This is a genomic window from Xanthobacteraceae bacterium (genome assembly GCA_019454205.1).
In the GTDB taxonomy this organism is placed as follows: Bacteria; Pseudomonadota; Alphaproteobacteria; order Rhizobiales; family Xanthobacteraceae.
The window spans coordinates 1,083,011-1,103,818 of sequence record CP075369.1; the positions used below are offsets into that span (position 1 = coordinate 1,083,011).

24 protein-coding genes are annotated in these 20,808 nt (G+C 63.3%); 12 read left to right on the forward strand and 12 right to left on the reverse strand.

Features of this window, described 5'->3' with window-relative positions; all coding sequences use genetic code 11:
* Positions 1 to 6: 6 nt before the first annotated feature.
* The 5 genes from KF794_05330 to KF794_05350 form a co-directional block, all read right to left on the reverse strand.
* The gene (locus tag KF794_05330) at positions 7 to 249 is read right to left on the reverse strand and encodes a DUF3551 domain-containing protein (GenBank protein ID QYK46114.1); all 243 of its coding nucleotides are present in this window, start codon (positions 247 to 249) and stop codon (positions 7 to 9) included.
* A gap of 2 nt (positions 250 to 251) precedes the next feature.
* Positions 252 to 524 (reverse strand): DUF3551 domain-containing protein, encoded by a 273-nt coding sequence (locus tag KF794_05335; GenBank protein ID QYK46115.1) that lies wholly within the window; start codon positions 522 to 524, stop codon positions 252 to 254.
* Between the two features lie 8 nt (positions 525 to 532).
* The gene (locus KF794_05340; protein ID QYK46116.1) at positions 533 to 811 is read right to left on the reverse strand and encodes a DUF3551 domain-containing protein; all 279 of its coding nucleotides are present in this window, start codon (positions 809 to 811) and stop codon (positions 533 to 535) included.
* A 9-nt stretch (positions 812 to 820) separates the two neighbouring features.
* Positions 821 to 1,078 carry a DUF3551 domain-containing protein gene (locus tag KF794_05345; GenBank protein ID QYK46117.1) on the reverse strand — a complete coding sequence of 86 codons (258 nt, stop codon included), beginning with the start codon at positions 1,076 to 1,078 and terminating at the stop codon, positions 821 to 823.
* A gap of 108 nt (positions 1,079 to 1,186) precedes the next feature.
* Positions 1,187 to 1,690, reverse strand: a complete 504-nt coding sequence (locus KF794_05350) for an SET domain-containing protein (protein ID QYK46118.1) — start codon at positions 1,688 to 1,690, stop codon at positions 1,187 to 1,189.
* 124 nt (positions 1,691 to 1,814) lie between these two features.
* Here KF794_05350 and KF794_05355 point away from each other — a divergent pair, with 124 nt between their 5' ends.
* Positions 1,815 to 2,243: a hypothetical protein gene (locus tag KF794_05355; GenBank protein ID QYK46119.1), complete on the forward strand. Its 429-nt coding sequence runs from the start codon at positions 1,815 to 1,817 to the stop codon at positions 2,241 to 2,243.
* Here the strand turns inward: KF794_05355 and parE are convergent.
* The 3 genes from parE to KF794_05370 form a co-directional block, all read right to left on the reverse strand.
* Positions 2,240 to 4,306 (reverse strand): DNA topoisomerase IV subunit B, encoded by a 2,067-nt coding sequence (gene parE, locus KF794_05360; GenBank protein ID QYK46120.1) that lies wholly within the window; start codon positions 4,304 to 4,306, stop codon positions 2,240 to 2,242. The two genes, KF794_05355 and parE, sit on opposite strands and share 4 nt — an antisense overlap.
* A 151-nt stretch (positions 4,307 to 4,457) precedes the next feature.
* The gene (locus KF794_05365; protein ID QYK46121.1) at positions 4,458 to 5,282 is read right to left on the reverse strand and encodes an FkbM family methyltransferase; all 825 of its coding nucleotides are present in this window, start codon (positions 5,280 to 5,282) and stop codon (positions 4,458 to 4,460) included.
* Positions 5,230 to 5,526, reverse strand: coding sequence for a hypothetical protein (locus KF794_05370; protein QYK46122.1), 297 nt, complete (start codon positions 5,524 to 5,526; stop codon positions 5,230 to 5,232). The genes KF794_05365 and KF794_05370 overlap by 53 nt, the downstream gene beginning before the upstream one ends.
* A gap of 81 nt (positions 5,527 to 5,607) precedes the next feature.
* On the opposite strand from KF794_05370, the gene speB reads away from it, so the two are divergent.
* Complete coding sequence (speB, locus tag KF794_05375) at positions 5,608 to 6,600, forward strand: agmatinase (GenBank protein ID QYK46123.1); 993 nt, start codon at positions 5,608 to 5,610, stop codon at positions 6,598 to 6,600.
* Between the two features lie 85 nt (positions 6,601 to 6,685).
* On the forward strand, positions 6,686 to 7,735 hold the full coding sequence (gene argC, locus KF794_05380; GenBank protein QYK46124.1) for an N-acetyl-gamma-glutamyl-phosphate reductase: 1,050 nt from the start codon (positions 6,686 to 6,688) through the stop codon (positions 7,733 to 7,735).
* A gap of 7 nt (positions 7,736 to 7,742) precedes the next feature.
* On the opposite strand, the gene KF794_05385 is transcribed toward argC, so the two are convergent.
* The 3 genes from KF794_05385 to KF794_05395 are packed head-to-tail and all read right to left on the reverse strand — an operon-like array spanning position 7,743 to position 10,104.
* The gene (locus KF794_05385; GenBank protein QYK46125.1) at positions 7,743 to 8,636 is read right to left on the reverse strand and encodes an alpha/beta hydrolase; all 894 of its coding nucleotides are present in this window, start codon (positions 8,634 to 8,636) and stop codon (positions 7,743 to 7,745) included.
* Positions 8,633 to 9,103: a MaoC family dehydratase gene (locus KF794_05390; protein QYK46126.1), complete on the reverse strand. Its 471-nt coding sequence runs from the start codon at positions 9,101 to 9,103 to the stop codon at positions 8,633 to 8,635. The genes KF794_05385 and KF794_05390 overlap by 4 nt, the downstream gene beginning before the upstream one ends.
* 11 nt (positions 9,104 to 9,114) lie before the next feature.
* Positions 9,115 to 10,104: a dienelactone hydrolase family protein gene (locus tag KF794_05395; GenBank protein QYK46127.1), complete on the reverse strand. Its 990-nt coding sequence runs from the start codon at positions 10,102 to 10,104 to the stop codon at positions 9,115 to 9,117.
* A 126-nt stretch (positions 10,105 to 10,230) separates the two neighbouring features.
* On the opposite strand from KF794_05395, the gene KF794_05400 reads away from it, so the two are divergent.
* A complete protein-coding gene (locus KF794_05400) occupies positions 10,231 to 11,019 on the forward strand; it encodes a GNAT family N-acetyltransferase (protein QYK46128.1) in 789 nt (262 codons plus the stop codon).
* Between the two features lie 3 nt (positions 11,020 to 11,022).
* Here KF794_05400 and phaC read toward each other — a convergent pair whose 3' ends face one another.
* Positions 11,023 to 12,828, reverse strand: coding sequence for a class I poly(R)-hydroxyalkanoic acid synthase (gene phaC / locus KF794_05405; protein QYK46129.1), 1,806 nt, complete (start codon positions 12,826 to 12,828; stop codon positions 11,023 to 11,025).
* 141 nt (positions 12,829 to 12,969) lie between these two features.
* On the opposite strand from phaC, the gene KF794_05410 reads away from it, so the two are divergent.
* The 8 genes from KF794_05410 to KF794_05445 all read left to right on the forward strand — a co-directional run bounded on the left by KF794_05410 (position 12,970) and on the right by KF794_05445 (position 20,778).
* Positions 12,970 to 13,311, forward strand: a complete 342-nt coding sequence (locus KF794_05410; protein QYK46130.1) for a hypothetical protein — start codon at positions 12,970 to 12,972, stop codon at positions 13,309 to 13,311.
* Positions 13,312 to 13,422: 111 nt separating this feature from the next.
* Positions 13,423 to 14,640 (forward strand): LL-diaminopimelate aminotransferase, encoded by a 1,218-nt coding sequence (locus KF794_05415; GenBank protein ID QYK46131.1) that lies wholly within the window; start codon positions 13,423 to 13,425, stop codon positions 14,638 to 14,640.
* 5 nt (positions 14,641 to 14,645) lie between these two features.
* The gene (locus KF794_05420) at positions 14,646 to 15,947 is read left to right on the forward strand and encodes a homoserine dehydrogenase (GenBank protein ID QYK46132.1); all 1,302 of its coding nucleotides are present in this window, start codon (positions 14,646 to 14,648) and stop codon (positions 15,945 to 15,947) included.
* Positions 15,948 to 15,953: 6 nt separating this feature from the next.
* Entirely contained in the window at positions 15,954 to 16,964 is a 1,011-nt protein-coding gene (glpX, locus tag KF794_05425) for a class II fructose-bisphosphatase (GenBank protein ID QYK46133.1), read from the forward strand.
* Positions 16,964 to 17,416 carry a GNAT family N-acetyltransferase gene (locus KF794_05430; protein QYK46134.1) on the forward strand — a complete coding sequence of 151 codons (453 nt, stop codon included), beginning with the start codon at positions 16,964 to 16,966 and terminating at the stop codon, positions 17,414 to 17,416. Before glpX ends, KF794_05430 begins: the two co-directional genes overlap by 1 nt.
* A gap of 130 nt (positions 17,417 to 17,546) precedes the next feature.
* A complete protein-coding gene (gene recJ / locus KF794_05435) occupies positions 17,547 to 19,352 on the forward strand; it encodes a single-stranded-DNA-specific exonuclease RecJ (GenBank protein QYK46135.1) in 1,806 nt (601 codons plus the stop codon).
* Positions 19,353 to 19,487: 135 nt separating this feature from the next.
* On the forward strand, positions 19,488 to 20,015 hold the full coding sequence (locus KF794_05440; protein QYK46601.1) for a biotin transporter BioY: 528 nt from the start codon (positions 19,488 to 19,490) through the stop codon (positions 20,013 to 20,015).
* Positions 20,016 to 20,106: 91 nt separating this feature from the next.
* Positions 20,107 to 20,778 carry a hemolysin III family protein gene (locus KF794_05445; protein ID QYK46136.1) on the forward strand — a complete coding sequence of 224 codons (672 nt, stop codon included), beginning with the start codon at positions 20,107 to 20,109 and terminating at the stop codon, positions 20,776 to 20,778.
* Positions 20,779 to 20,808 lie beyond the last annotated feature (30 nt).

Here is a 20,808-nt window from a genome sequence, read left to right on the forward strand (position 1 = left end):
CGGCGCCTAGCGTTGTCCGCGGCGCGGCTCTTTGCTGGCGAAGGGATTTGGAAAACAGCGTTCCGTTTGCCGGACGCGCGCGGCCTCGCATTGTGCCAGCGAGGCATAGCGGCAAACCGGAATTGTCCCGGTGTTCCGGAACGAAGTGTCCATGCAGTACTGTGAAGGGGCCGGATATTGCGCCTGCACGGGGGCACCCGTGAGCAATAACGGCAGCAACAACGAAGATGCGATGAGACGGTGACGCACGCTTATCCTCCACTGCGGATGCCGCGCGGGCGCTCGGTCGCAAAGGCCGGATTCAGATAACAGCGATCGACCCGGTTCGCGCGCGAAGCAAGACATTGCTGCATGGTTTCGAACATGCAGGTCATCACCGGACCTGTATTGTCGTAATAGGAATCCATGCAATAGCGCGCGTAACTCGGGTACCGCTGATAACTTTGCGCCATCGTTTCCGTGGAGACATTAACTACCAGCGCAGCGAATGCGACCGTGGCAACGGTTGCGCACCGGATATTCACGATAACCTCTATCGTCTGTAAGTGCGGCGCGGGCTTTCGCTCGCGAACGCCGGGTTCAGATAGCAGCGGTCGCCGTTGCTCGCGCGTGAAGCGCGGCACTGCGCCATCGTTTCGTACATGCACACCGTAGCCGGACCGGAGGGTCCAAAGGTCGAGTCCATGCAGAAGCGCGCATACGCCGGTCTCTCCTGATACGGCGCCGTGTAGCCCGGAGGGGCTACCTCTCCGCCGGGTGCAGTACCGGCGAACAATCCGAACAGGACGACGCCGAAAGAGAAACCGTTCATTCCAGACTCCTAACGGCGATGGGTGGGGCGAGGATTTTCGTTTGCGAAGGCGGGGTTCAGAAAGCAGCGTTCGTGCGGCCCGGTGCGCGCGGCCTGGCATTGCGCCAGCGTTTCCCACTGGCAGATCATGAGCGGACCGACGTCATCGAAGGACGTATCCACGCAATAGCGGACGTAGGGCGGATAACGATTATAGGTTTGCGCGTCCGCGGGCAGGGCGGCGAACGATGCGCTGATCGCAGCGGCGGCAAAAATCAGGCGTTTCATGAAAACCTCCATGCCGGGTTCGTCCGGCAGCGAGCGGAGACGTCATCCTATCACGCGGTATCAGGCCCGGAAATTGGAACGGAAAAAGGGCCGGAACCCCTAAGGCTGCTAGCGGGCCTTGCCGTTCCTGGATTTGCCGTTCTTGTGCTTGCCGTTCAGGGCGCGCTTCTTCTTGCGGGCCGCCTTGGCGCGGGCTTCCATGCGCTCCCGCTTCCGGCGCGCGATACAGGTCGGGCACTTGCAGCCGATCGGCTTGATGAAGCTGTCGAAATAGTCCTGCCCGTAGCTGACGGTGAGTTCCTGTCCCGGATGGATGGTCCATTTGGCGCGATAGAAGATCTTCATCGCGTACTGATAGGACTCGCAGTTCGGGCGGCAGGAGTGATTGACGTAGCGCGCGTAGTTGGAACGCGACGAGCCGTCGATCGACACCTTGTCGTTCAGTTCGAAGACGTAGCGGTTCTCGGTATTGTCCTCGATCCACTCGGCCTGCTTCGTGGTCAGCCGCCGTCCGGTATATTCGACGACGCGCTGGCCCTTCTTGATGGTTTCGGTGGCGAACAGGCCGAGGCCGGTGACCGAACGGCCGATGCGGAACGGATGCTTTGGCATTGCCGATCAACTAATCCGGTAGCCTGTGAATTTCCAGCACGTCCCCCCGCAATATCCAGAACTTTTCGTGCCCTGTGACATTCCGGTTCCCTGCTATAGTCGTGAAAAGCAAGGGAACGGACGGATGCTGGTTCGCGTAGCGTTGGCGTTACTCATGATGGGGTCGGTGGCGGGCGCGCAAGACCAGAAAGCCGACCCTAAACTCGACTCGAAGCGGCTGGCCGTAGGCCTGGTGCAGGCCGAGCTTTCGGTCTGCATGGCCTATTATACGTTCGTCCGGGGTTGCGCGATCGAGCGCTCCGAGATCAACCTCGCAAGCCAGAGCACCGAGACCGTGGACAAGCTCCGCAAGTACGCCTTTCAGGCCGGCCAGACCATCAACATGGATGCCGATGCCATGCTCTCACGCCTCAAGATCGCGCTGGAGCAGCAGGGCAAGCTCCTCGAAGGAAATTGCGAGAACATGCCCAAGCTGACGGCATCCTACGGCGAGCGGTGCAAGAAGATCGCCGACGATCCGCAGGCGGTGCTGGATCAGTATTTAAAGCTCTAAATATCCAGCGCTTCCGCTGCGAACTTCGCGTTCTCGGAAATGAACGTGAAGCGTTCTTCCGGCTTGTTGCCCATCAGCCGCTGGATCGTCTTCTTCGTCGCGGCCTTCTTGGCGTCGGCAATCGTCACGCGTAGCAGCGAGCGCGAGGAGGGATGCATCGAGTCCTTGAGCTGCGAGGGCAGCATCTCGCCGAGACCTTTAAAGCGGCCAACCTCGACGTTCTTCTTGCCCTTGAACACGGTGTTCATCAGCACGTCTTTATGCTTGTCGTCGCGTGCGTAGACCGTCTGCCCGCCGTAGGTGAGGCGATAGAGCGGCGGCACCGCAAGGAACAGGTGCTTGTTCTCGATCAGCTTCGGCATTTCCTGATAGAAGAAGGTGATCAGCAGCGAAGCGATATGCGCGCCGTCCACGTCGGCGTCGGTCATGATGATCACGCGGTCGTAGCGCAGGCTTTCGTCGCGATAGTTTGTACCCGCGCCGCAGCCGAGCGCCTGAATCAGATCGGCAATCTGCTGGTTCGCAGCCATCTTGCCGCGTCCCGCACTGACCACGTTCAAAATCTTGCCACGCAGCGGCAGCACGGCCTGCGTGCGGCGGTCGCGCGCCTGCTTGGCGGAGCCGCCGGCGCTGTCGCCTTCGACGATGAAGATTTCGGAGTCGGCGGCGGAAGCGTTCGAGCAGTCCGCGAGCTTGCCGGGCAGGCGCAGCTTGCGCACCGCGGTCTTGCGCGAGATTTCCTTCTCTGCGCGGCGGCGCAGGCGTTCTTCCGCGCGCTCGATTGACCACTCCAGGAGCTTGTTCGCTTCCAGCGTGTTGCCTGCGAGGAAGTTGTCGAAGGCGTCGCGCATGGTGTTTTCGACCAGCTTCGACGCTTCCGGATTGGCGAGGCGGTCCTTGGTCTGGCCCTGGAATTCCGGGTCGCGGATGAACACCGAGACGATGGCGCAGGCGCCCATCATCACGTCGTCCGCGGTGATGGCGGATGCGCGCTTGTTCGAGGTGCGCTCGGCGTAGTCCTTGAGGCTCTTGTAGAGCGCCGCGCGCATGCCCGCTTCGTGGGTGCCGCCGTCGGGAGTAGGGATGGTGTTGCAATACGAATTGACGAAGCCGTCTTCGTCCGCGATCCACGCCACCGCCCACTCGACTGCACCGTGACCGGACTTCTTCTCGCTCTTGCCCGCGAAGATGTCCTTGTGAATGTAGGTGCGCTTTTCGAGGTTGTTCGCAAGGTAGTCGCGAAGCCCGTTCACGAAGTGGAACGTCTCCTTCTCCGGCGTCTCGGTGCCCTTGATCAGCGACTTGTCGCAGGACCAGCGGATTTCCACGCCGCCGAAGAGATAGGCCTTCGCCTTGGTCATGCGGAACACGCGCGCCGCGTCGAACTTCGCATCCTTGCCGAAGATCAGCGGGTCGGGCGTGAAGCGGATCGAGGTGCCGCGCTTCTTGATGCCTTTCTGGACGGCTTTCAGCGGGCCTTGCGGCACGCCGCGCTTGTAAAGCTGGCGATAGAGCACGCCGCCGAGGGCGACTTCGGCTTCCAGCGTTTCGGACAGCGCGTTCGTCACCGACACGCCGACGCCGTGTAGGCCGCCGGACGTCTCGTAGGACTCGCCGGAGAATTTGCCGCCCGCGTGCAGCGTGGTGAGGATCACTTCCAGCGCCGACTTGTTCTTGAATTTCGGATGCATCCCGACCGGGATGCCGCGGCCGTTGTCCGTGACGCGGATGAATCCGTCTTCCGTCATTTGGACTTCGATGAAGCTCGCGTGCCCCGCGACCGCTTCGTCCATCGCGTTGTCGATCACTTCCGCGAAGATGTGGTGCAGCGCGCGCTCGTCGGTGCCGCCGATATACATGCCGGGACGGCGGCGTACCGGCTCCAGCCCTTCCAGCACCTCGATCGAATGCGCGTCGTAGCTCTTGCCGCCGCCGCGGGCGGATTCGCGCCCCGCCTTGCCGCGTCCGCCGTTGGTGGAAGCGCCCGCGAACAGGTCGGCTTCCTCGCGCGCCTTGCCGCGCGCGGCGGGCTTCGCCTTGGCCTTCTTGGCTGCCTTTGCCATCTCGTTTTCCGTCTCGCGAATCGGTTTCGTTCAATATGCCACGGAGGAGTCGTGGCCTCATCCTTCGAGACGCCTGCCGCCTCGTCCTGAGGAGCAAGCCGAAGGCTTGCGTCTCGAAGGGCGGCGGCAGGCTCCTCAGGATGAGGATGAGCTACTCAACGCCCCGGATATTGGTGAAATAGTGATCGATCTCGAAGGTGCCAAGGAACCGGTAGTTCATGCGCTGGAATAGCGCCTTCAGTTCCTCGATCCGCTCCGAATACAGCTCCACTTGCAGGTAGCAGAGGTTATCGCGGAGCGTGCGCTCCATCCCGGCGAGGGCATGGAACTCGTAGCCCTCGATGTCCATCTTGACGAGGATGTGCTTGCCCTTGATCTGGTACTCGTCGTCGAAGCGCACCTGCTTCACGCGGTGGGTGATCGCACCTTCCGGCATGTCGGGCTGCGTGATGTAGGACTCGCCGCGGTTGTAGTCGGCGGCCTGTGTCAGGGTCACTTCCGCCGGCTTGTCGCCGAGCGCCATTTGCAGCGCCCAGACTTCTTCTTCCAGCCCGTTCGCTTCGAGGTTCGCTTTCAGGCGCGCGAAGTTGCCGGGGTCCGGCTCGAAGGCGATGACTTCCTTCGCGAGTTTGTTCGCGGCGACGACGACGGAATAGACGCCCGCGTTCGCGCCGATGTCGAGGAATACTTCGAACGGTGTTTTCGCAGCCGCGCGGCCGAAGCGGTTGAGCTGCTCCGCTTCCCATATGCCGTCGAGGGCGAGGTGATAGTCGATCAGGTCTTTCGTGCCGACGACGAAGTTCAGCCCCTGCGCGCGCACCGTGAATTTCTCGCGGCCGAGCAGGCGCATCATCCGGTAACGGACGCGCCGGAGCAGGCGCTCGAAGGCGCCTGCGGGCTTGATGAGGGGCGCGGTCAGAGGATTACGCGCGGCTTCCGCTGAAGGGGAAGCTTCCGAAGGTGCCGGTGTCGGCATCGCCGCTGATCTTGTCGCCGTCGACGGTGCCGGTGAAGGTCAGCGTCAGTGGCATCGGGTTGGTGATGTCGACTTTCCACGACACCTTGTTGCCATCGACCGAGCCGTCCTGAATCGGGCCGCTCTGGCCGTCCGCGGACTGCGTGCCGGTCAGCGTCGCGCCTTCGGCTTTCAGGTCGAGCGAAGCCTGTCGCGTGCCCATCGGCGTATCGATCGAAATATTCCAGCTACCGTCCACGGCCATGGGATTCGTTTCCTTGTTTTGGGAGCGAAGTTGTTGCGCTAAGACTAGCGCGGCCCAGTCCCCCGATCAACGAAAGCGACGATGACAGAACGAAAATCCAGCCTGCCGCGACGTCCACGGCCTGCGGATAATGCCTTCAAGGGCGAGAAAATACGGGGTGGGGTGAACGAGCCGACCTATGGCGGCGCGCTTTCCTTCATGCGGCGGTTCTATGCCCGCGACGCGAAGGGCGCGGACCTTGCGATCTGGGGCGTGCCGTTCGACGCCGCGACCTCGAACCGGCCCGGCAGCCGTTTCGGCCCGCAGGCGATCCGGCGTGCGAGCGCCATTCTGGAAGGCGATCCGCAATATTCGTTCGGCTTCGATCCGTTCGCATCGCTCACCGCGGTCGATGTGGGCGACTGCGCGCTGGATTACGGGCTGGTCGGCAATGCGCCGCGCGAGATCGAGCGGCAGGCGAAGGAAATCCTCGACACCGGCGCGACGCTTGTCACGCTCGGCGGCGATCATTCTGTCACCTATCCGTTGTTGAAGGCGCACGTAGCGAAGCACGGGCCGCTCGCGCTCGTGCAGTTCGATGCGCATCAGGACACATGGCATCCGGAGGAGGGGCGGATCGACCACGGCTCCTTCGTTGCGCGCGCCGTGCTCGAAGGACTGATCGACCCGAAATATTCCATTCAGGTCGGCATTCGTACCCACGCGCCGGCGACGCACGGCATCGAGATCATCGACGGCAATTCGGTTGAGACGTTGGGCGCGGCGGGTATCGCGAAGCGCATCCTGAAGCGCATCGGCAAGCGCAAGGCGTATCTCTCGTTCGACATCGACGCGCTCGATCCGGCCTTCGCGCCGGGTACGGGCACGCCGGTCGCGGGCGGCATGAGCAGCCGCGAGGCGTTGCTCGTTCTGCGCGCGCTGGCGCCCGCGAACTTCGTCGGCTTCGACGTGATGGAAGTCGCGCCGCCCTACGACCACGCCGACATAACAGCTTTGGCGGCGGCGCATATCGCCATGCATTTTATTTGTCTTGTCGCGATGCGCCGGGGAGCCAAACCGCGTCCCGTGCGTTAACAGCGCTGGGCGGCGTTTGTCCGAAACTCTTTCGCGGCGCGCCTAATTCGGGTAAGCCTCGCCCCTCGCAAATCAGGGTGATGTCATGAGCAAGACGCGGATCGCAGTCCTCGGTGCCTCCGGTTACACCGGCTCCGAACTCGTGCGCCTGCTGCTCCGCCACCCGAACGCGGAGATCGTCGCGCTGACCGCCGACCGCAAGGCCGGCAATACGATGGCGAGCGTGTTCCCGCATTTCTGGGGCATCGACCTCCCGAAGCTGGTCACCGTCGACGAACTCGACACCTCGACGTTCGATCTCGCGTTCTGCGCATTGCCGCATGCGACCACGCAGAAGGTGATCAAGGACCTGTTCGAGAAAGCGCCGAAGCTGAAGGTCATCGACCTCTCGGCGGATTTCCGGATTCGCGATCCGCTCGCTTATGAGAAGTGGTACGGCCACGCGCATCAGGCGACCGACTTGCAGAACGAGGCGGTGTACGGCCTCGTCGAAATCTATCGCGACGACATCAAGGGTGCGCGGCTGGTGGCGAACCCCGGCTGCTATACCTCGACCTCCATCCTCGCGCTGGTGCCGTTGATCGAAGCGGGCGCGATCGACACCGACCACATCGTGATCGACTCGAAGTCGGGCATGACCGGCGCGGGCCGTTCCGCGAAAGAGGAAATGATCTTCTCCGAAGTCTCGGAAGGCATGCACGCCTATGGCGTCGGCAAGCACCGGCACATGGCGGAGCTGGACCAGGAGTTTTCCGCCGCGGCATCGCGCCCGGTGGTCGCGAGCTTCACGCCGCACCTGATCCCGATGAACCGAGGCATCTACGCGACGCATTACGTGAAGACGCTCGGCTCCACTACGCCGGAGCAACTGCACCGCATCCTCGCCGACTTCTACAACGGCCAGCCATTCGTGCAGGTGATGGAGTTCGGCGCGGTGCCGCAATCGCGGCATGTGCGCGGTTCGAACATGACGCGGATCGGCGTGGTCGCCGACCGCGGTACGAACAAGGCCATCGTGATCTCGACGCTCGACAATCTGGTGAAGGGCGCGTCCGGGCAGGCGGTGCAGAACATGAACGTCATGTTCGGCTATCCCGAAACCACGGGCCTCGATCAGATCGCGCTGTTCCCGTAACCGCGCGCTAGCGGTTCAGCCACGCAAGGATGGTGCGGCTGACGAATTCGGCCGCATCCTGCTGCACGAAATGTCCCGCGCCGGGAACGGTTGCGAGCGTGAAATCCTGCTCGCAGAAATTCCACACGCCGTTCAGGCCTTCCGACAGCAGCGCCTTGTCTTCCATGCCGTGGATGAGCAGTACCGGCATCTTCACCGATGGCGGCGGCGCGGTGGGAACGACATAGGGTGGGGCGGGATAGTTCGCCTGATAGTAATGCAGCATCGCCTGCGGGTCGGAGCGCTCCATCGCCGCGAGATGGGATTTGCGCGCTTCCGGGTCCGTGACCCAAGCGCCGAGGCGCTCCAGCGAAATCTTCTTGTAGAACTCAGGGTCCTGAAAGTTGCGGGCGTATTGCGAGTTCTTCTGCTGCTCCGGATTTTCCGCGAGCAATTTTGCGAGCGTCCATGGATGCGGCATGTTGAGGACGACGAGGCGCTCGGTGATGTCGGGCCTGCGCATCGCGACATTCCAAGCGGTCGCGCCGCCCCAGTCATGGCCGATGACGGTGGCCTTCGGCGCGCCTTCGGCCGCGATCACGGCCGCGCAATCACTCACTAGCTTGCGCATCGAATAGTTTTCAACGCCTTTCGGCTTGTCGCTCAGGTTATAACCGCGCATCGAGATTGCGCAGACGCGGAACTGTTTGGATAGCGCGTCGATTTGGTGCCGCCACGTCAGCCAGTAGTCGGGGAAGCCATGCATCAGTACGACCAACGGGCCTTCGCCCAGCGCGGCGTAATGAATCTTCACGCCTTCGTTGTTGGCGTATTTGTTCTCGACGCGGCCGGCGATGGAAAGCAGCGGGTCGGGGCTGGCAGCACCGCTTCCTGAAATCAGGTCCATCAGCGGATCGCTCATTGCAGCACGGCCATGCCGAGGGATTCCGCGATCAGCGCGGGCTTGTCCTGTCCCTCGATTTCGACCGTCACTTCATATTTGAACAGCAGTTCTTTCGGCGAGCGCTCCGTTACATTCACTAGTTTGTAATGGCCGCGCACGCGCGAGCCGGCGCGTACCGGCATCAGGAAGCGCACTTTGTCGAGGCCGTAGTTGATGCCCATGGCGCGGTTCGCAATCGCGGGCAGGGCGTCGTAGCCCATCGGCGCGAGCAGCGAGAGCGTGAGGAAGCCGTGCGCGATGGTGCCGCCGAACGGCGTTTCGGCTTTCGCGCGCGCTTCGTCGATGTGGATGAACTGGTGGTCTTCTGTCACGTCCGCGAAGCCGTCGATCCGTTTCTGGTCGACCGTGAACCACTTTGACGTGCCGATGTTCTGTCCGACCTTACCCTTGATCTGGTCGGCAGTGAACGTTTCCTTCGCGGACATGCGCGATTTCCCTATTTTCTGAATAGTGTCTTGAGGAACGCGGCCACTTCCTTGCGTGCCGCTTCCAGCGCGGGCGCACTATGGGCGATGGTCGTGCCGTGTTCAATACAAAGGTCTTTTGCCGTCACGGGTTTGCCGGTCTCTTCGTTGATGACGGAGCCGAGCGGGCGTTCCGTGAAGCGGCACTTGCGAGCGGTGATCGCTTTCGGGAGCGGGATCGGAAACGGCAGGCGCGCGGCATCGAAGGCATGATGCGCGTCCTTGTAGCCGTAGAACACGGCGTCGCCGCCGGTTTGTTTCAGCTTGTCGGCGTATTCGCGACAATGTTCGGCGAGCGTGTAGTTGTCGGCAAGACCGTGAAAGAAACGGATCGGCGTTTTATCGGTGATGAGGTCTTCGACAAAACTGGTGTTGCACGGCGCATAGAACACAATGTGACCCGCGAAGCGCAGCCCCTCCGGCGCGTATAGCTTCTGGAAGCGCGTGAGTGCGGAATAGAGCGCGGCGACCGCGCCTTTCGAGAAGCCCATGATGACGATACGGTGCGGGTCGATGCGCGGATGCTTCGCAAGAATTTCCAGCGCGCGCCACGAGTCGTAGAGCATCGCAGCATTGGAAAGCAGCGTCTGGTCCTCGACCGTACTGACGATGCCGCGTCCCGTGAAGCTGTCGAGAATGAATACGGCGTAGCCTTGCTTGTTCAGTTCGATCGCCCAGTCGGTGAGCTGGCTGCTGATGCCGCCCGACCCATGCACCAGCACGACGGCGGGGAGCTTGTCGGTTCCGAAGGTCGGTATGCGCAATTCGCCGGCAATGACTGCGCGCGGCGCATTCTTCTCGCCGCGCAGGAATTGCGGCGTTGTGAGCGTGATCGTTTCGATGGGATGGATTTCAGTTCGGAATTGCGCGTGCGCTTTATCTGCCAGAACGAAAACGCAGAGCAGGCATATCGTTGTTCGTAAGATCGTACGAATCGGTTCCTCCCTGCGGAACGCTTGCATGCGTTCGTCTTATCGAAGAAGTCTAGCAGCGAAAATTTGCCCGCTGCAATCGCGGCGGCGCTATTCCGGGTATGCGATTTCGGCTATCTACGGCGGCCTTCCAGAAATCCGGTTCCGCACAGCGCAATGAACGAAATCGAACGGCTCTCGAACGAGAACTATCTCGAATCCTTTCGCGTCCATGCGCGCTTTCAGGAGCCGTGCGAAGTGAAGGACCGCGACGGCATCCTGTTGGTCGCGGGCGCCAGCGATTTTCCCGGAAGCTACTGGAACGCCGCCGCGCGCACGACGCTACAGGTGAAGCCCGGCGCGCTGGTGAAAGCCGCGCATGCTTTCTTTGCGCCGAGGCGGCGCATGTATTCGCTTTCCGTGATCGGAAATCAGGATGGCGATCTGGAAGATTATCTGCGCACGCACGGCTATGAGCTGCGCTTCGAGATGCCTTGCCTCTCGCTGACGCAGCCTCTGCCTTCGCGTGAGGTGCCTGACGGGTTGCGCGTCGTGACGATAACGGAGCCGAAGCACACGCGCGACTTCGTGGAGCTTAGCGTCGAGGCCTACACGCAAATGCGGTTACCCGAGCGCCATACGCGCGCTTTATTTTCGAAGCCGGTAGCAATGCTCGCGGACAACATCACGGGCTTCATCGTGTATCGCGGCGAAGAAGCGCTGGCGGGTGCGCTCGTGATGATGAGCGGCGATGGTGCAGGCATCTACTGGGTAGGTACGCGGCCTTCCGCCGAGCGCATGGGCCTTGCCACGCTATTGACGACGCTGACGGCAAACGCCGCCTTCTCGCGCGGCGCCAGGGTCGTCACCTTGCAGGCGAGCAAATCCGGCGAGCCGGTCTACCGCCGTCTTGGATTTGAATTCTACGACAACATCCGCCGTTACGGACCGGCTTCGCTCGACTGAAGCTCAGGCCTTCACTTTCACATAGCGGCCCGGCGCATCTTCGATGGCGGGCAGCGCCCCGGCACCGGGAACGCGCGCAGGCACTTCGCGGCGGTCGATGTCTTTCAGCCACGCCAGCCAGTCGGTCCACCACGAACCCTTGTGCTCGATTGCGTTCTCGACCCACTTGTCGAGTTCGCCGTCGGCGGGGCCGCCGGTCCAGAACGAGTATTTCTTTTTCTCCGGCGGATTGACCACGCCCGCGATGTGGCCGGAGCCGCCGAGCACGAAGCGCACCGGTCCGCCGAAGAAACTCGATCCGAGAAACACCGATTTCGGCGGCGCGATGTGGTCTTCGCGCGTGGCGAGATTGTAGACTGGAACCTTCACCTTGCCGAGATCGAGCCGCACGTTGCCGACGGTCATCTTGCCGGCCGATAGCTTGTTCTCAAGGTAGCAGTTGCGCAGATAGAAGGAGTGGTTCGCGGCCGGCAGCCGCGTCGAGTCCGAATTCCAGAACAGGAGATCGAACGGGAAGGGCGCCTTGCCGCGCATGTAGTTGTTGACGATGTACGGCCAAACCAGATCGTTCGAGCGCAGCAGGTTGAAGGCCATCGCCATCTTGGTGGAGTCGAGGAAGCCGACCTGCTTCATGCGCCGTTCCAGCGCTTCCAGTTGTTCCTCGTCCACGAATACTTTCAGGTCGCCGGCATGCGTGAAATCGACCTGCGTCGCGAGGAAGGTCGCGCTTGCGATGCGATCCTGTCCGGTCGCGGCGAGATAGGCGAGCGACACGGCGGTCATGGTGCCGCCGACGCAATAGCCGCAAATGTGCGCCTGCTTTTCGCCGGTGATCTTCTCGGCGGCATCGAGCGCCGCGAACACGCCTTCGTTCATGTAGTCCTCGAAGGATTTCATGGCGAGGCGCGCGTCCGGATTCACCCACGAGATCACGAATACGGTGATGCCTTGCTCGACCGCCCACTTGATCATGGACTTCTCGCCGGTGAGGTCGAGCACGTAGAACTTGTTGATCCACGGCGGCACGATCACCAGCGGCACCGCGAGCACGTTCTCGGTGACGGGCGTGTATTGCAGCACCTGAATGAGATCGTTCTCGAACACGACCTTGCCGGGCGTGGTCGCGAGATTGCGGCCGACCTCGAACATGGTGGAGTCCGACTGGCGGATGCGCAGCTCGCCTTTGCCGGCTTCGAGGTCCTCGGTCAGCATCTGCATGCCGCGCACGAGATTGTCGCCGCTGGTGCCGAGCGTCTCGCGGAACAGTTCGGGGTTGGTCAGTACGAAGTTCGACGGCGAGACCGCGTTGGAGATCTGCTTGACGTAGAACTCCGCCTTGCGCCGCGTGTGGTCGTCGATGCCCTGCGCATCCGCGACCATCTTCTCCGCCCAGTCCGAGGTGAGGAGATAGGCCTGCTTCAGCACGTCGAAGAAGGCGTTGTTGCTCCAGTCGGGATCGGTGAAGCGCCGGTCGCGCGGATCGGCGGCCTTGACCGGACTGACTTCCTCTCCGGCCATGCGGCGGATGGTGGCCGCCCATAGCTCCATGTAGCTTTTCGCGAGGCGGTTTTGCGCCTCCAGCGTGCGTTGTGGATCGGAGAGCCAGTATTCCGCGACCTGGTTGAGCGTCTTGAAGACGTCCACCATTTCCTCGGCCTTGGCCTCGCCGAGGTCACTGTCTTCGCGGGGGCGGAGGTAAGCGGCAAGCGCCTTGCCGCCTTGCTCCATCAGGCGGGCGAGGTTGCGCGCGAAGGCTTCCGGATCGACCGCCCGCGGCGTGCTGCCGCCGATTCTGGGCTTGTCGTCCATTGGCGGTAACTCCCTTTACCCGCGGTTCATGGCGGTACTTTATGACCGCTTCAGGAAGGGCCGGTTAATACCGACCCCGCTTCCGCCATAATAGGCAGCGACAGAAGCCGCTGCCAGAGAATCACGGTCGATTGGGTAATTTTGGGGGACCGCTTGCCGCGGCAGACTTCCAGTTCAGCCGGTAATTTTGGACGCGCCGCAGCATTGGCGGTTGCGCTGCTGGCTGGCGGCTGCGCGAGCGACGTTCCCGTACCCTTCATGGACCTCTCGATCCCGGTCCCGCCGGTGATCCCGGCCAGCCACCCCTCGAACCAGCCCGCCGCGGCCCAGCAGGCATTCCCTGCCATCGTGCCGCCCGTGGAGCGCGAGGACGACCAACCGGTCATGAACGACGTGGAACGGGTCAAGCTGGAGCAGCAGCTCGAGCAGCTTCGCAACGAGCGCGAGGCCAAGGTCAAGCAGCGGATCGAACGAGCTAACTAGCGCCGCCGGCGCGCGTAAAAGCCGTGCATTTTCCGCCCTTTCGGTGCTATTAGCCCCGCATGAATCGTGGCCCGCGTGAACCCTAAAGGGGCCAGTTTTCAGAGAACCACAATGTCCGATTTCCACCGCATCAAGCGCCTGCCTCCCTATGTTTTCGAGAGCGTGAACCGGGTAAAGGCCGCCGCGCGCAACGCCGGCGCCGACATCATCGACCTCGGCATGGGCAACCCGGACCTTCCGGCGCCCGCCCACGTCATCGAGAAGATGAAAGAGACCCTCGGCAAGCCGCGCACCGACCGCTACTCGGCCTCGAAAGGCATCCCCGGACTCCGCCGGGCGCAGGCTGCCTATTACGAGCGCCGTTTCGGCGTGAAGCTCAATCCGGATACGCAAATCGTCGCGACCCTCGGCTCGAAAGAAGGCTTCGCCAACGTCGCGCAGGCGATCACAGCGCCGGGCGATGTCGTGCTGGTGCCGAACCCAAGCTATCCGATCCACGCCTTCGGTTTCCTGATGGCGGGCGGCTCGATCCGCTCGGTGCCGAGCGAGCCGGGAGCGGACTTCTTCCACGCGCTGGAACGCGCGGTGGTGCACTCGATCCCGAAGCCGATCGCGGTCGTGATCTGCTATCCGTCGAACCCGACCGCGATGGTCGCCGATCTCGATTTCTATCGCGACGTGGTCGCCTTCGCGAAGAAGCACGAAATTCTCGTGCTGTCCGATCTCGCCTATGCCGAAGTCTATTTCGACGACAACCCGCCGCCGTCGGTATTGCAGGTGCCGGGCGCGATGGATGTCACGGTCGAGTTCACCTCGATGTCGAAGACGTTCTCGATGGCCGGGTGGCGCATGGGCTTCGCAGTTGGCAACGAGCGCGTGATCGCCGCGCTCTCGCGCGTGAAGTCGTATCTCGATTACGGCGCGTTCACGCCGGTGCAGGTCGCGGCCACCGCCGCGCTGAACGGCCCGGAAGACTGCATCACGGAAATGCGCGCAACCTACAAGACGCGGCGCGATGCCATGGTGGAATCCTTCACGCGCGCTGGATGGGAAATCCCGTCGCCCAAGGCTTCGATGTTCGCATGGGCGCCGATCCCGGAGCGTTTCCGTCCGCTCGGCAGCGTGAAGTTCGCGGAATTGCTCGTCGAGAAGGCGAGTGTCGCGGTTGCGCCCGGCATCGGTTTCGGCGAGCACGGCGACGACTACGTTCGCCTTGCGCTGGTCGAGAACGAACAGCGCATCCGTCAGGCCGCGCGCAACGTCCGCAAGTTCCTCGAGTCCGCCGACACGATTTTGCATAACGTCGTGCCGCTCGCGGCGCGGGGCTGACTCCTATGCAAGCTCCGCTTCGCGTAGGTCTCGCCGGTCTCGGCACGGTCGGTTCGGCCGTGGCCGGGATGTTGTTGCGCACGCGCGACAAGCTCGCCGTGCGCGCGGGACGCCCGATTGATCTGGTCGCCATCGCGTCGAAGGACCCGCCGCGCGACCAGAGCCTCGATCTCTCGAAGCTGCGGGGGGTAAACGATCCGGTCGCGCTCGCGAAGGACGGCGGCATCGACGTCTTCGTCGAACTGATGGGCGGCTCCGGCGATCCGGCGAAGTCGGCGGTCGAAGCTGCGCTCGGCAGCGGCCGTCCGGTCGTCACCGCCAACAAGGCGCTGATCGCGAAGCACGGCACGTCGCTGATCAAGCTCGCGGAAAAGCACAACGCCGCCTTCAACTTCGAGGCGGCGGTGGGCGGCGGCATCCCCGTCATCAAGACGTTGCGCGAGGGTCTGGGCGGCGCGGAAATCTCCCGCGTATTCGGAATCCTGAACGGCACCTGCAACTACATTCTCACGCAGATGCAGAAGGAAGGCCGCTCCTTCGAGGATTGCCTGAAGGAAGCGCAGAAACTCGGCTACGCCGAAGCGGACCCGACCTTCGACATCGGCGGCTTCGACACCGCGCACAAGATCGCAATTCTTGCGAGCCTCGCCTTCGGCGCGGAAGTCGATGCCGATGCGGTTTATGTCGAAGGCATCCAGACGATCACGCTCGACGACCTGCGCGCCGCCGACGATCTCGGCTACCGCGTGAAGCTGCTCGGCGTTGCGGTGAAAACCGAAACCGGCATCGAGCAGCGCGTGCATCCGACCATGGTGCCGAAGGGCAGCGTGATCGGCGAGATCGACGGCGTAACCAACGCCGTCGCGATCAACTCCGACGCGCTCGACCTGACACTGGTCGGTCCGGGCGCGGGCGGCGCGGCGACTGCATCCGCGGTCGTTGCCGACCTGGTCGATCTCGCGAGCGGAAGGCGCGTTGCGCCCTTCGGGCGTGGCTCGTCGCAACTCACCAAGGCCGTGCGTGCGCCGATGCAGCGCCACGAGGGCGGCTACTACATTCGTCTCGCCGCGGTCGATAAGCCCGGCACGGCGGCGACGATCGCGGGCCGCATGGCGGAGCAGGGCATCTCGCTCGAATCCATCGTGCAGCACCGCCGCGACAAGACGAAGTCGCCGGAAAGTCCGGCGCCGGTCATTCTCATTACATACGCGACCAGCGAAGATGCGATGCGCCGGGCGCTTGATGCGATCAAGAAGGATGGCGTGCTGGCGGAAACGCCGCAGGTCATCCGCATAGAAAAGAGCTGAGGGGAAATGAGCAAGAACGCTGGCAGCTCGGTCGAAGTTCGGCCGGAACTTTTCATCGAACGTATTCTCTCCATGGAGATCGCGCGCGTTACCGAACGCGCCGCCGTTTCCGCCGCGCGGTTGCGCGGGCGCGGGGAGGAGAAGGCCGCCGATCAGGCCGCGGTCGATGCCATGCGCCGCGAGCTGAACAAGCTCCCCATTCACGGCACGGTGCGGATCGGCGAGGGCGAGCGCGACGAAGCGCCGATGCTGTTCATCGGCGAGGAAGTCGGCACCAAGAAAGGTCCGAAGGTCGACATCGCGGTCGATCCGCTGGAAGGCACCACGCTTTGCGCGAAGAACATGCCCGGCTCCATCGCCGTGATGGCGATGGCGGAAGGCGGCACGCTGCTGAACGCGCCCGACGTCTACATGGACAAGATCGCGGTCGGCCCCGGCTATCCCGCCGCCGTGGTTGATCTCGATGCGAAGCCCGCGGATAACATCAACGCCATCGCGAAAGCCAAGGGCGTGAAGCCGCATGAAATCACTGCGCTGATCATGGATCGCCCGCGCCACTCCGAGCTGATCGCGGCGGTGCGCGCGACCGGCGCGTCGGTTGCGCTGATCACCGACGGCGACGTCGCCGGCGTGATCCACACCACCGATCCGGAAGAAACCGGCATCGACATCTATCTCGGCATCGGCGGCGCGCCGGAAGGCGTGCTGGCTGCCGCTGCGCTGCGCTGCATCGGCGGCCAGATGCAGGGCCGCCTCATCCTCGATACGGATGAGAAGCGCGCGCGCGCCGCGAAGATGGGCGTGAAAGACCCGAACAAGAAATACGACATGAAGGACATGGTGCGCGGTGACTGCCTGATCGCGGCGACCGGCGTTACCACCGGCTCGATGCTGCGCGGCGTTGAATTCCGCGGCCATCGTATCCTCACGCACACGGTCGTCATGCGCTCCGCTACCGGCACTACCCGCTGGATCGAAGCCGAGCATCGGCAGTTCGAGAAGTTTCACCTCGACTGATGGCAAAGCCCGCCGTCGTCATTCGCGAGGTCGGCGCGGACGAACGCGCGGCGTGGGAGCCGCTCTGGCGCGGCTATCTGGAGTTCTACGAAGCCTCGCAATCGCAAGACGCGATGGACGAGACGTGGCGGCGCATCCATGACGCGCGCGAGCCGATGTTCGCGCTCGGCGCGTATGTGGACGGCAAGCTGCTCGGCATCGTGCAGTATCTGTTTCACCGCTCGTTCTGGACCACTGGCGACTACTGCTATTTGCAGGACCTGTTCGTCGCGAAGGATACGCGCGGGCTTGGCCTTGGCCGCGCGCTGATCGAGGCGGTGTATGCGAAGGCGAAAGAGCAGGGCGCGAGCCGCGTCCACTGGCTGACGCAGGAAGGAAACGCGACAGCGCGGCAGCTCTACGACAACATCGCCAGTCGTTCCGGCTTTATCCAGTACCGGAAGATTTTCTAGCCGTGCAACAACAGCCTCATGGCGAGTAGCGCCTAAGGCGCGTCCCGAACCATGAGGCACCTCATCCTTCAAGGCGACTGCTTCGCAGCCTCCTCAGGATGAGGCGCGCTAAATTCAGTATTATGTTTCCATGACCGAATCCCGCGTCTTCCTCGGTGTCGAGCGTTCCGTGCAAGGCCGCGTATGGCGCGACCGGCTGGACCTGCGGGGTACGCAAGCCGCAACCGCGATCAGCCAGCGCCACGGCATTCCGGAATTGCTGGCGCGCGTGGTCGCGGGGCGCGGTGTTACGCCGGACGAGGTCGAGAACTTCCTCGATCCCACCATTCGCCGCCTGATGCCCGATCCGAACGTGCTGACCGACATGGAGCGCGCGGCGTCGCGTCTCGCCGATGCCGTACAGCACTCGGAACAGATCGCGATTATCGGCGACTATGACGTGGATGGCGCCACCTCGACGGCTTTGCTGGTGCGCACGCTGCGCGCGGCGGGCAGCGATCCGTTCTTCCACATTCCCGACCGCATCTTCGAAGGCTACGGCCCGAACGTGGAGGCGATCCGCAACATCGACGCGCGCGGCGCGAGCCTGCTCGTCACGCTCGATTGCGGCACGACCAGTGCGGAAGCGCTCGGCGAGGCGGGCAAGCTCGGTCTCGATGTCGTGGTGATCGATCATCATCAGGCGGGCGAGACGTTGCCTCTCGCCAGTGCGCTGGTGAATCCGAACCGCGAGGACGATCTCTCCGGCCTTGGGTTTCTCTGTGCGGCTGGGGTGACGTTCATGACCTGCGTCGCGCTGGTGCGCGAACTGCGCAAGCGCGGACACTGGACCGGCACGCGCGTCGAACCCGACCTGCTGCAACTCCTCGATCTCGTAGCACTCGGCACCGTCGCGGATGTGGTGCCGTTGAAAGGGTTGAACCGCGCCTTCGTGACCAAGGGCCTGATCTCGCTCCGCAACCGCGAGAACCACGGGCTGCGCGCGTTGATGGATGCGGCGAAGCTCGAAGGCCCGCCGGAAGCGTGGCATCTCGGCTTTCTGCTCGGTCCCCGCATCAACGCGGGCGGACGCATCGGCGACGCGACGCTCGGGACGAAACTCCTCACCACCAACGATCCTGCGGAAGCGAACGCAATCGCGCTGAAACTCGACGCGCTCAATCGCGAGCGGCAATCGATCGAGAAGGAAACGCTCGACGCTGCGGAAGCCGAAGCGCTCGCAGCGCTCGGCCACGACGAGCAGGGCGCAATCGTGATTGCGAGCGGCGAGGGCTGGCATCCGGGCGTGGTCGGCCTCGTCGCCGCGCGGCTGAAGGAAAAGTTTTCGCGGCCCGCGTTCGCGATTGCGATGCTTGGCCAGCAAGGCACGGGTTCGGGCCGCTCCATTCCCGGCGTGGACATCGGCCGCGTCGTACGTGGCGCGGTTGAGGAAGGCTTGCTCGTGAAGGGCGGTGGTCACGCGATGGCGGCCGGCCTCACGGTTACGCGCGACAAGCTCGGCGACCTGCGCGCCTATCTCGACGCGCAACTGCGCGGTCCTGTCGAGAAGGCGCGCCATGAAGACTGCCTGGAGATCGACGCGGCGATCACCGCACGCGGCGCGAACGGTGAACTCTATTCGATGATCGAGCGCGCCGGGCCGTACGGTTCCGGCAATCCGGAACCAGTGTTTGCGTTGCCCGCGCATACCGTCGCGTTCGCCGATCCGGTTGGGCAGGGGCATGTCCGCGCCCGGCTGCGCTCGAACGATGGCGGCACGATTTCCGCGATTGCGTTTCGCGCGGCGGATCGCCCGCTCGGACAGGCGCTGCTCGCCAGCCGCAATCGTGTGATGCACGTCGCGGGCACGCTCTCCATCAACCGCTGGCAGGGTCGCGAGACGGTGGAGATGCGCATGCTCGATGCCGCGCCATCGGATCCGCTCGCTGCCCGCTAATTAGCCACATTCGAAGGCAAAACCCCGCGTCGAATTGCGGGTTGCATTCGCTGTCCCGCGCGCCTGTAGTAGGGGCAATCAACAGGACTCGAATCCATGAATACCGTTTCCGCGCGCGAAAACCTGCTGTTCGAAATGACCCCGGCCCAGCGGGCGCTGACCATCGTGATCGGCAATCTGCTGCTGATCCTCTCCGCCAAAATCCAGATCCCGTTCTGGCCCGTGCCGATGACCATGCAGACTATGGTCGTGTTGTTGCTCGGTGCGTTCCTCGGCGCGAAAGGGGCGGCGGCTGCCGTTGCGCTCTACCTGTTCGAAGGCGGCCTCGGCGCGCCGGTGTTCGCGGGCAGCCCGGAGCGCGGCGTTGGCCTCGCCTACATGCAGGGACCGACCGCGGGTTATCTCTACGGGTTTCTGATCGCGGCCCTCGTGGTGGGCTGGCTGGCGGAACGCGGCTGGACCGCTTCTTTCTGGAAAACCGTCGCGGCCATGACGCTTGGCCACGTTCTCATCTTTATTGCGGGCGTCGCCTGGCTCGCGAGCCTGATCGGAACGCAGAACGCGATTGCAGCCGGGTTGACCCCGTTCTGGATGGCGACTGCTGCAAAAACCGCCATGGCGGTGGCGATTGTCCATGCCGCTGCACGCTATCGCCGCGCCTGAAGGTCAGGATTTGTTCAGGAAGCGGAGTCAGGATTTCACGCCGGCGTAACAACCGGCGTGTATCCGCCATTCCGCGGAGGGTTTGCGTAGCGTGACCGGCGATTCAATCGGCAGGACTTTCGAGCATATCGCGGCCCGGCTGCCGAGCCGGGGCGAGATTGCGGCCGACGGCATCATCCATGCGCTCGCCATCCTCGCGGGCCTGATCGGCGGCGGCGCTCTGATCGTACTGGCCGCGATGAATGGCTCGGCGGTCGTCATCGTGGCGGTGGCGATCTACAGCGCCGGGCTATTGCTGATGTTTTCCTGTTCTTTCCTTTACAACATGGCGCGCAAGCATCGGCGGCGCGACTTGTTCCGGCGGCTCGATCATGCCGGCATCTTCGTGATGATCGCAGGAACTTACACGCCGTTTACGCTCATCATGCTGCCCGGCGCGTTGGGCATCACGCTGCTCGCGATCGTATGGACGCTGGCCGTGGCGGGCATCGTCATCAAGCTGTTCTGGCCGCTGAAGCTCGAGCGCGTTTCGACGCTGCTTTATGTAGGTCTCGGCTGGATAGGCATTGTCGCGCTGGAGCCATTGCTCGCGAGCGATGCTTTCGTCGCGCTGATCCTGCTCGGCGTCGGCGGCGCGCTGTATACCATCGGCGTCGGCTTCCATCATTGGGAGCGCCTGCCGTACCAGAACGCGATCTGGCACGGGTTTGTAGTAGCGGCCGCCGGTTCCCATTACGGCGCCGTATTCAATCTCGTCATTTAGCCACAATCCGTTCATCTGCCGCTCAGGATG

Bases quoted from the DNA above. Each gene is read 5' to 3' on its own strand.
- KF794_05430 (QYK46134.1), top strand. From the start codon at position 16,964: ATGGCAAAGCCCGCCGTCGTCATTCGCGAGGTCGGCGCGGACGAACGC.
- KF794_05400 (QYK46128.1), top strand. From the start codon at position 10,231: ATGAACGAAATCGAACGGCTCTCGAACGAGAACTATCTCGAATCCTTT.
- KF794_05345 (QYK46117.1), bottom strand. From the start codon at position 1,078: ATGAAACGCCTGATTTTTGCCGCCGCTGCGATCAGCGCATCGTTCGCC.
- KF794_05420 (QYK46132.1), top strand. From the start codon at position 14,646: ATGCAAGCTCCGCTTCGCGTAGGTCTCGCCGGTCTCGGCACGGTCGGT.
- phaC (QYK46129.1), bottom strand. From the start codon at position 12,828: ATGGACGACAAGCCCAGAATCGGCGGCAGCACGCCGCGGGCGGTCGAT.
- KF794_05415 (QYK46131.1), top strand. From the start codon at position 13,423: ATGTCCGATTTCCACCGCATCAAGCGCCTGCCTCCCTATGTTTTCGAG.
- KF794_05385 (QYK46125.1), bottom strand. From the start codon at position 8,636: ATGAGCGATCCGCTGATGGACCTGATTTCAGGAAGCGGTGCTGCCAGC.
- KF794_05350 (QYK46118.1), bottom strand. From the start codon at position 1,690: ATGCCAAAGCATCCGTTCCGCATCGGCCGTTCGGTCACCGGCCTCGGC.
- KF794_05390 (QYK46126.1), bottom strand. From the start codon at position 9,103: ATGTCCGCGAAGGAAACGTTCACTGCCGACCAGATCAAGGGTAAGGTC.
- parE (QYK46120.1), bottom strand. From the start codon at position 4,306: ATGGCAAAGGCAGCCAAGAAGGCCAAGGCGAAGCCCGCCGCGCGCGGC.
- KF794_05355 (QYK46119.1), top strand. From the start codon at position 1,815: ATGCTGGTTCGCGTAGCGTTGGCGTTACTCATGATGGGGTCGGTGGCG.
- KF794_05365 (QYK46121.1), bottom strand. From the start codon at position 5,282: ATGCCGACACCGGCACCTTCGGAAGCTTCCCCTTCAGCGGAAGCCGCG.
- KF794_05395 (QYK46127.1), bottom strand. From the start codon at position 10,104: ATGCAAGCGTTCCGCAGGGAGGAACCGATTCGTACGATCTTACGAACA.
- recJ (QYK46135.1), top strand. From the start codon at position 17,547: ATGACCGAATCCCGCGTCTTCCTCGGTGTCGAGCGTTCCGTGCAAGGC.
- KF794_05440 (QYK46601.1), top strand. From the start codon at position 19,488: ATGACCCCGGCCCAGCGGGCGCTGACCATCGTGATCGGCAATCTGCTG.
- glpX (QYK46133.1), top strand. From the start codon at position 15,954: ATGAGCAAGAACGCTGGCAGCTCGGTCGAAGTTCGGCCGGAACTTTTC.
- speB (QYK46123.1), top strand. From the start codon at position 5,608: ATGACAGAACGAAAATCCAGCCTGCCGCGACGTCCACGGCCTGCGGAT.
- KF794_05340 (QYK46116.1), bottom strand. From the start codon at position 811: ATGAACGGTTTCTCTTTCGGCGTCGTCCTGTTCGGATTGTTCGCCGGT.
- KF794_05370 (QYK46122.1), bottom strand. From the start codon at position 5,526: ATGGCCGTGGACGGTAGCTGGAATATTTCGATCGATACGCCGATGGGC.
- argC (QYK46124.1), top strand. From the start codon at position 6,686: ATGAGCAAGACGCGGATCGCAGTCCTCGGTGCCTCCGGTTACACCGGC.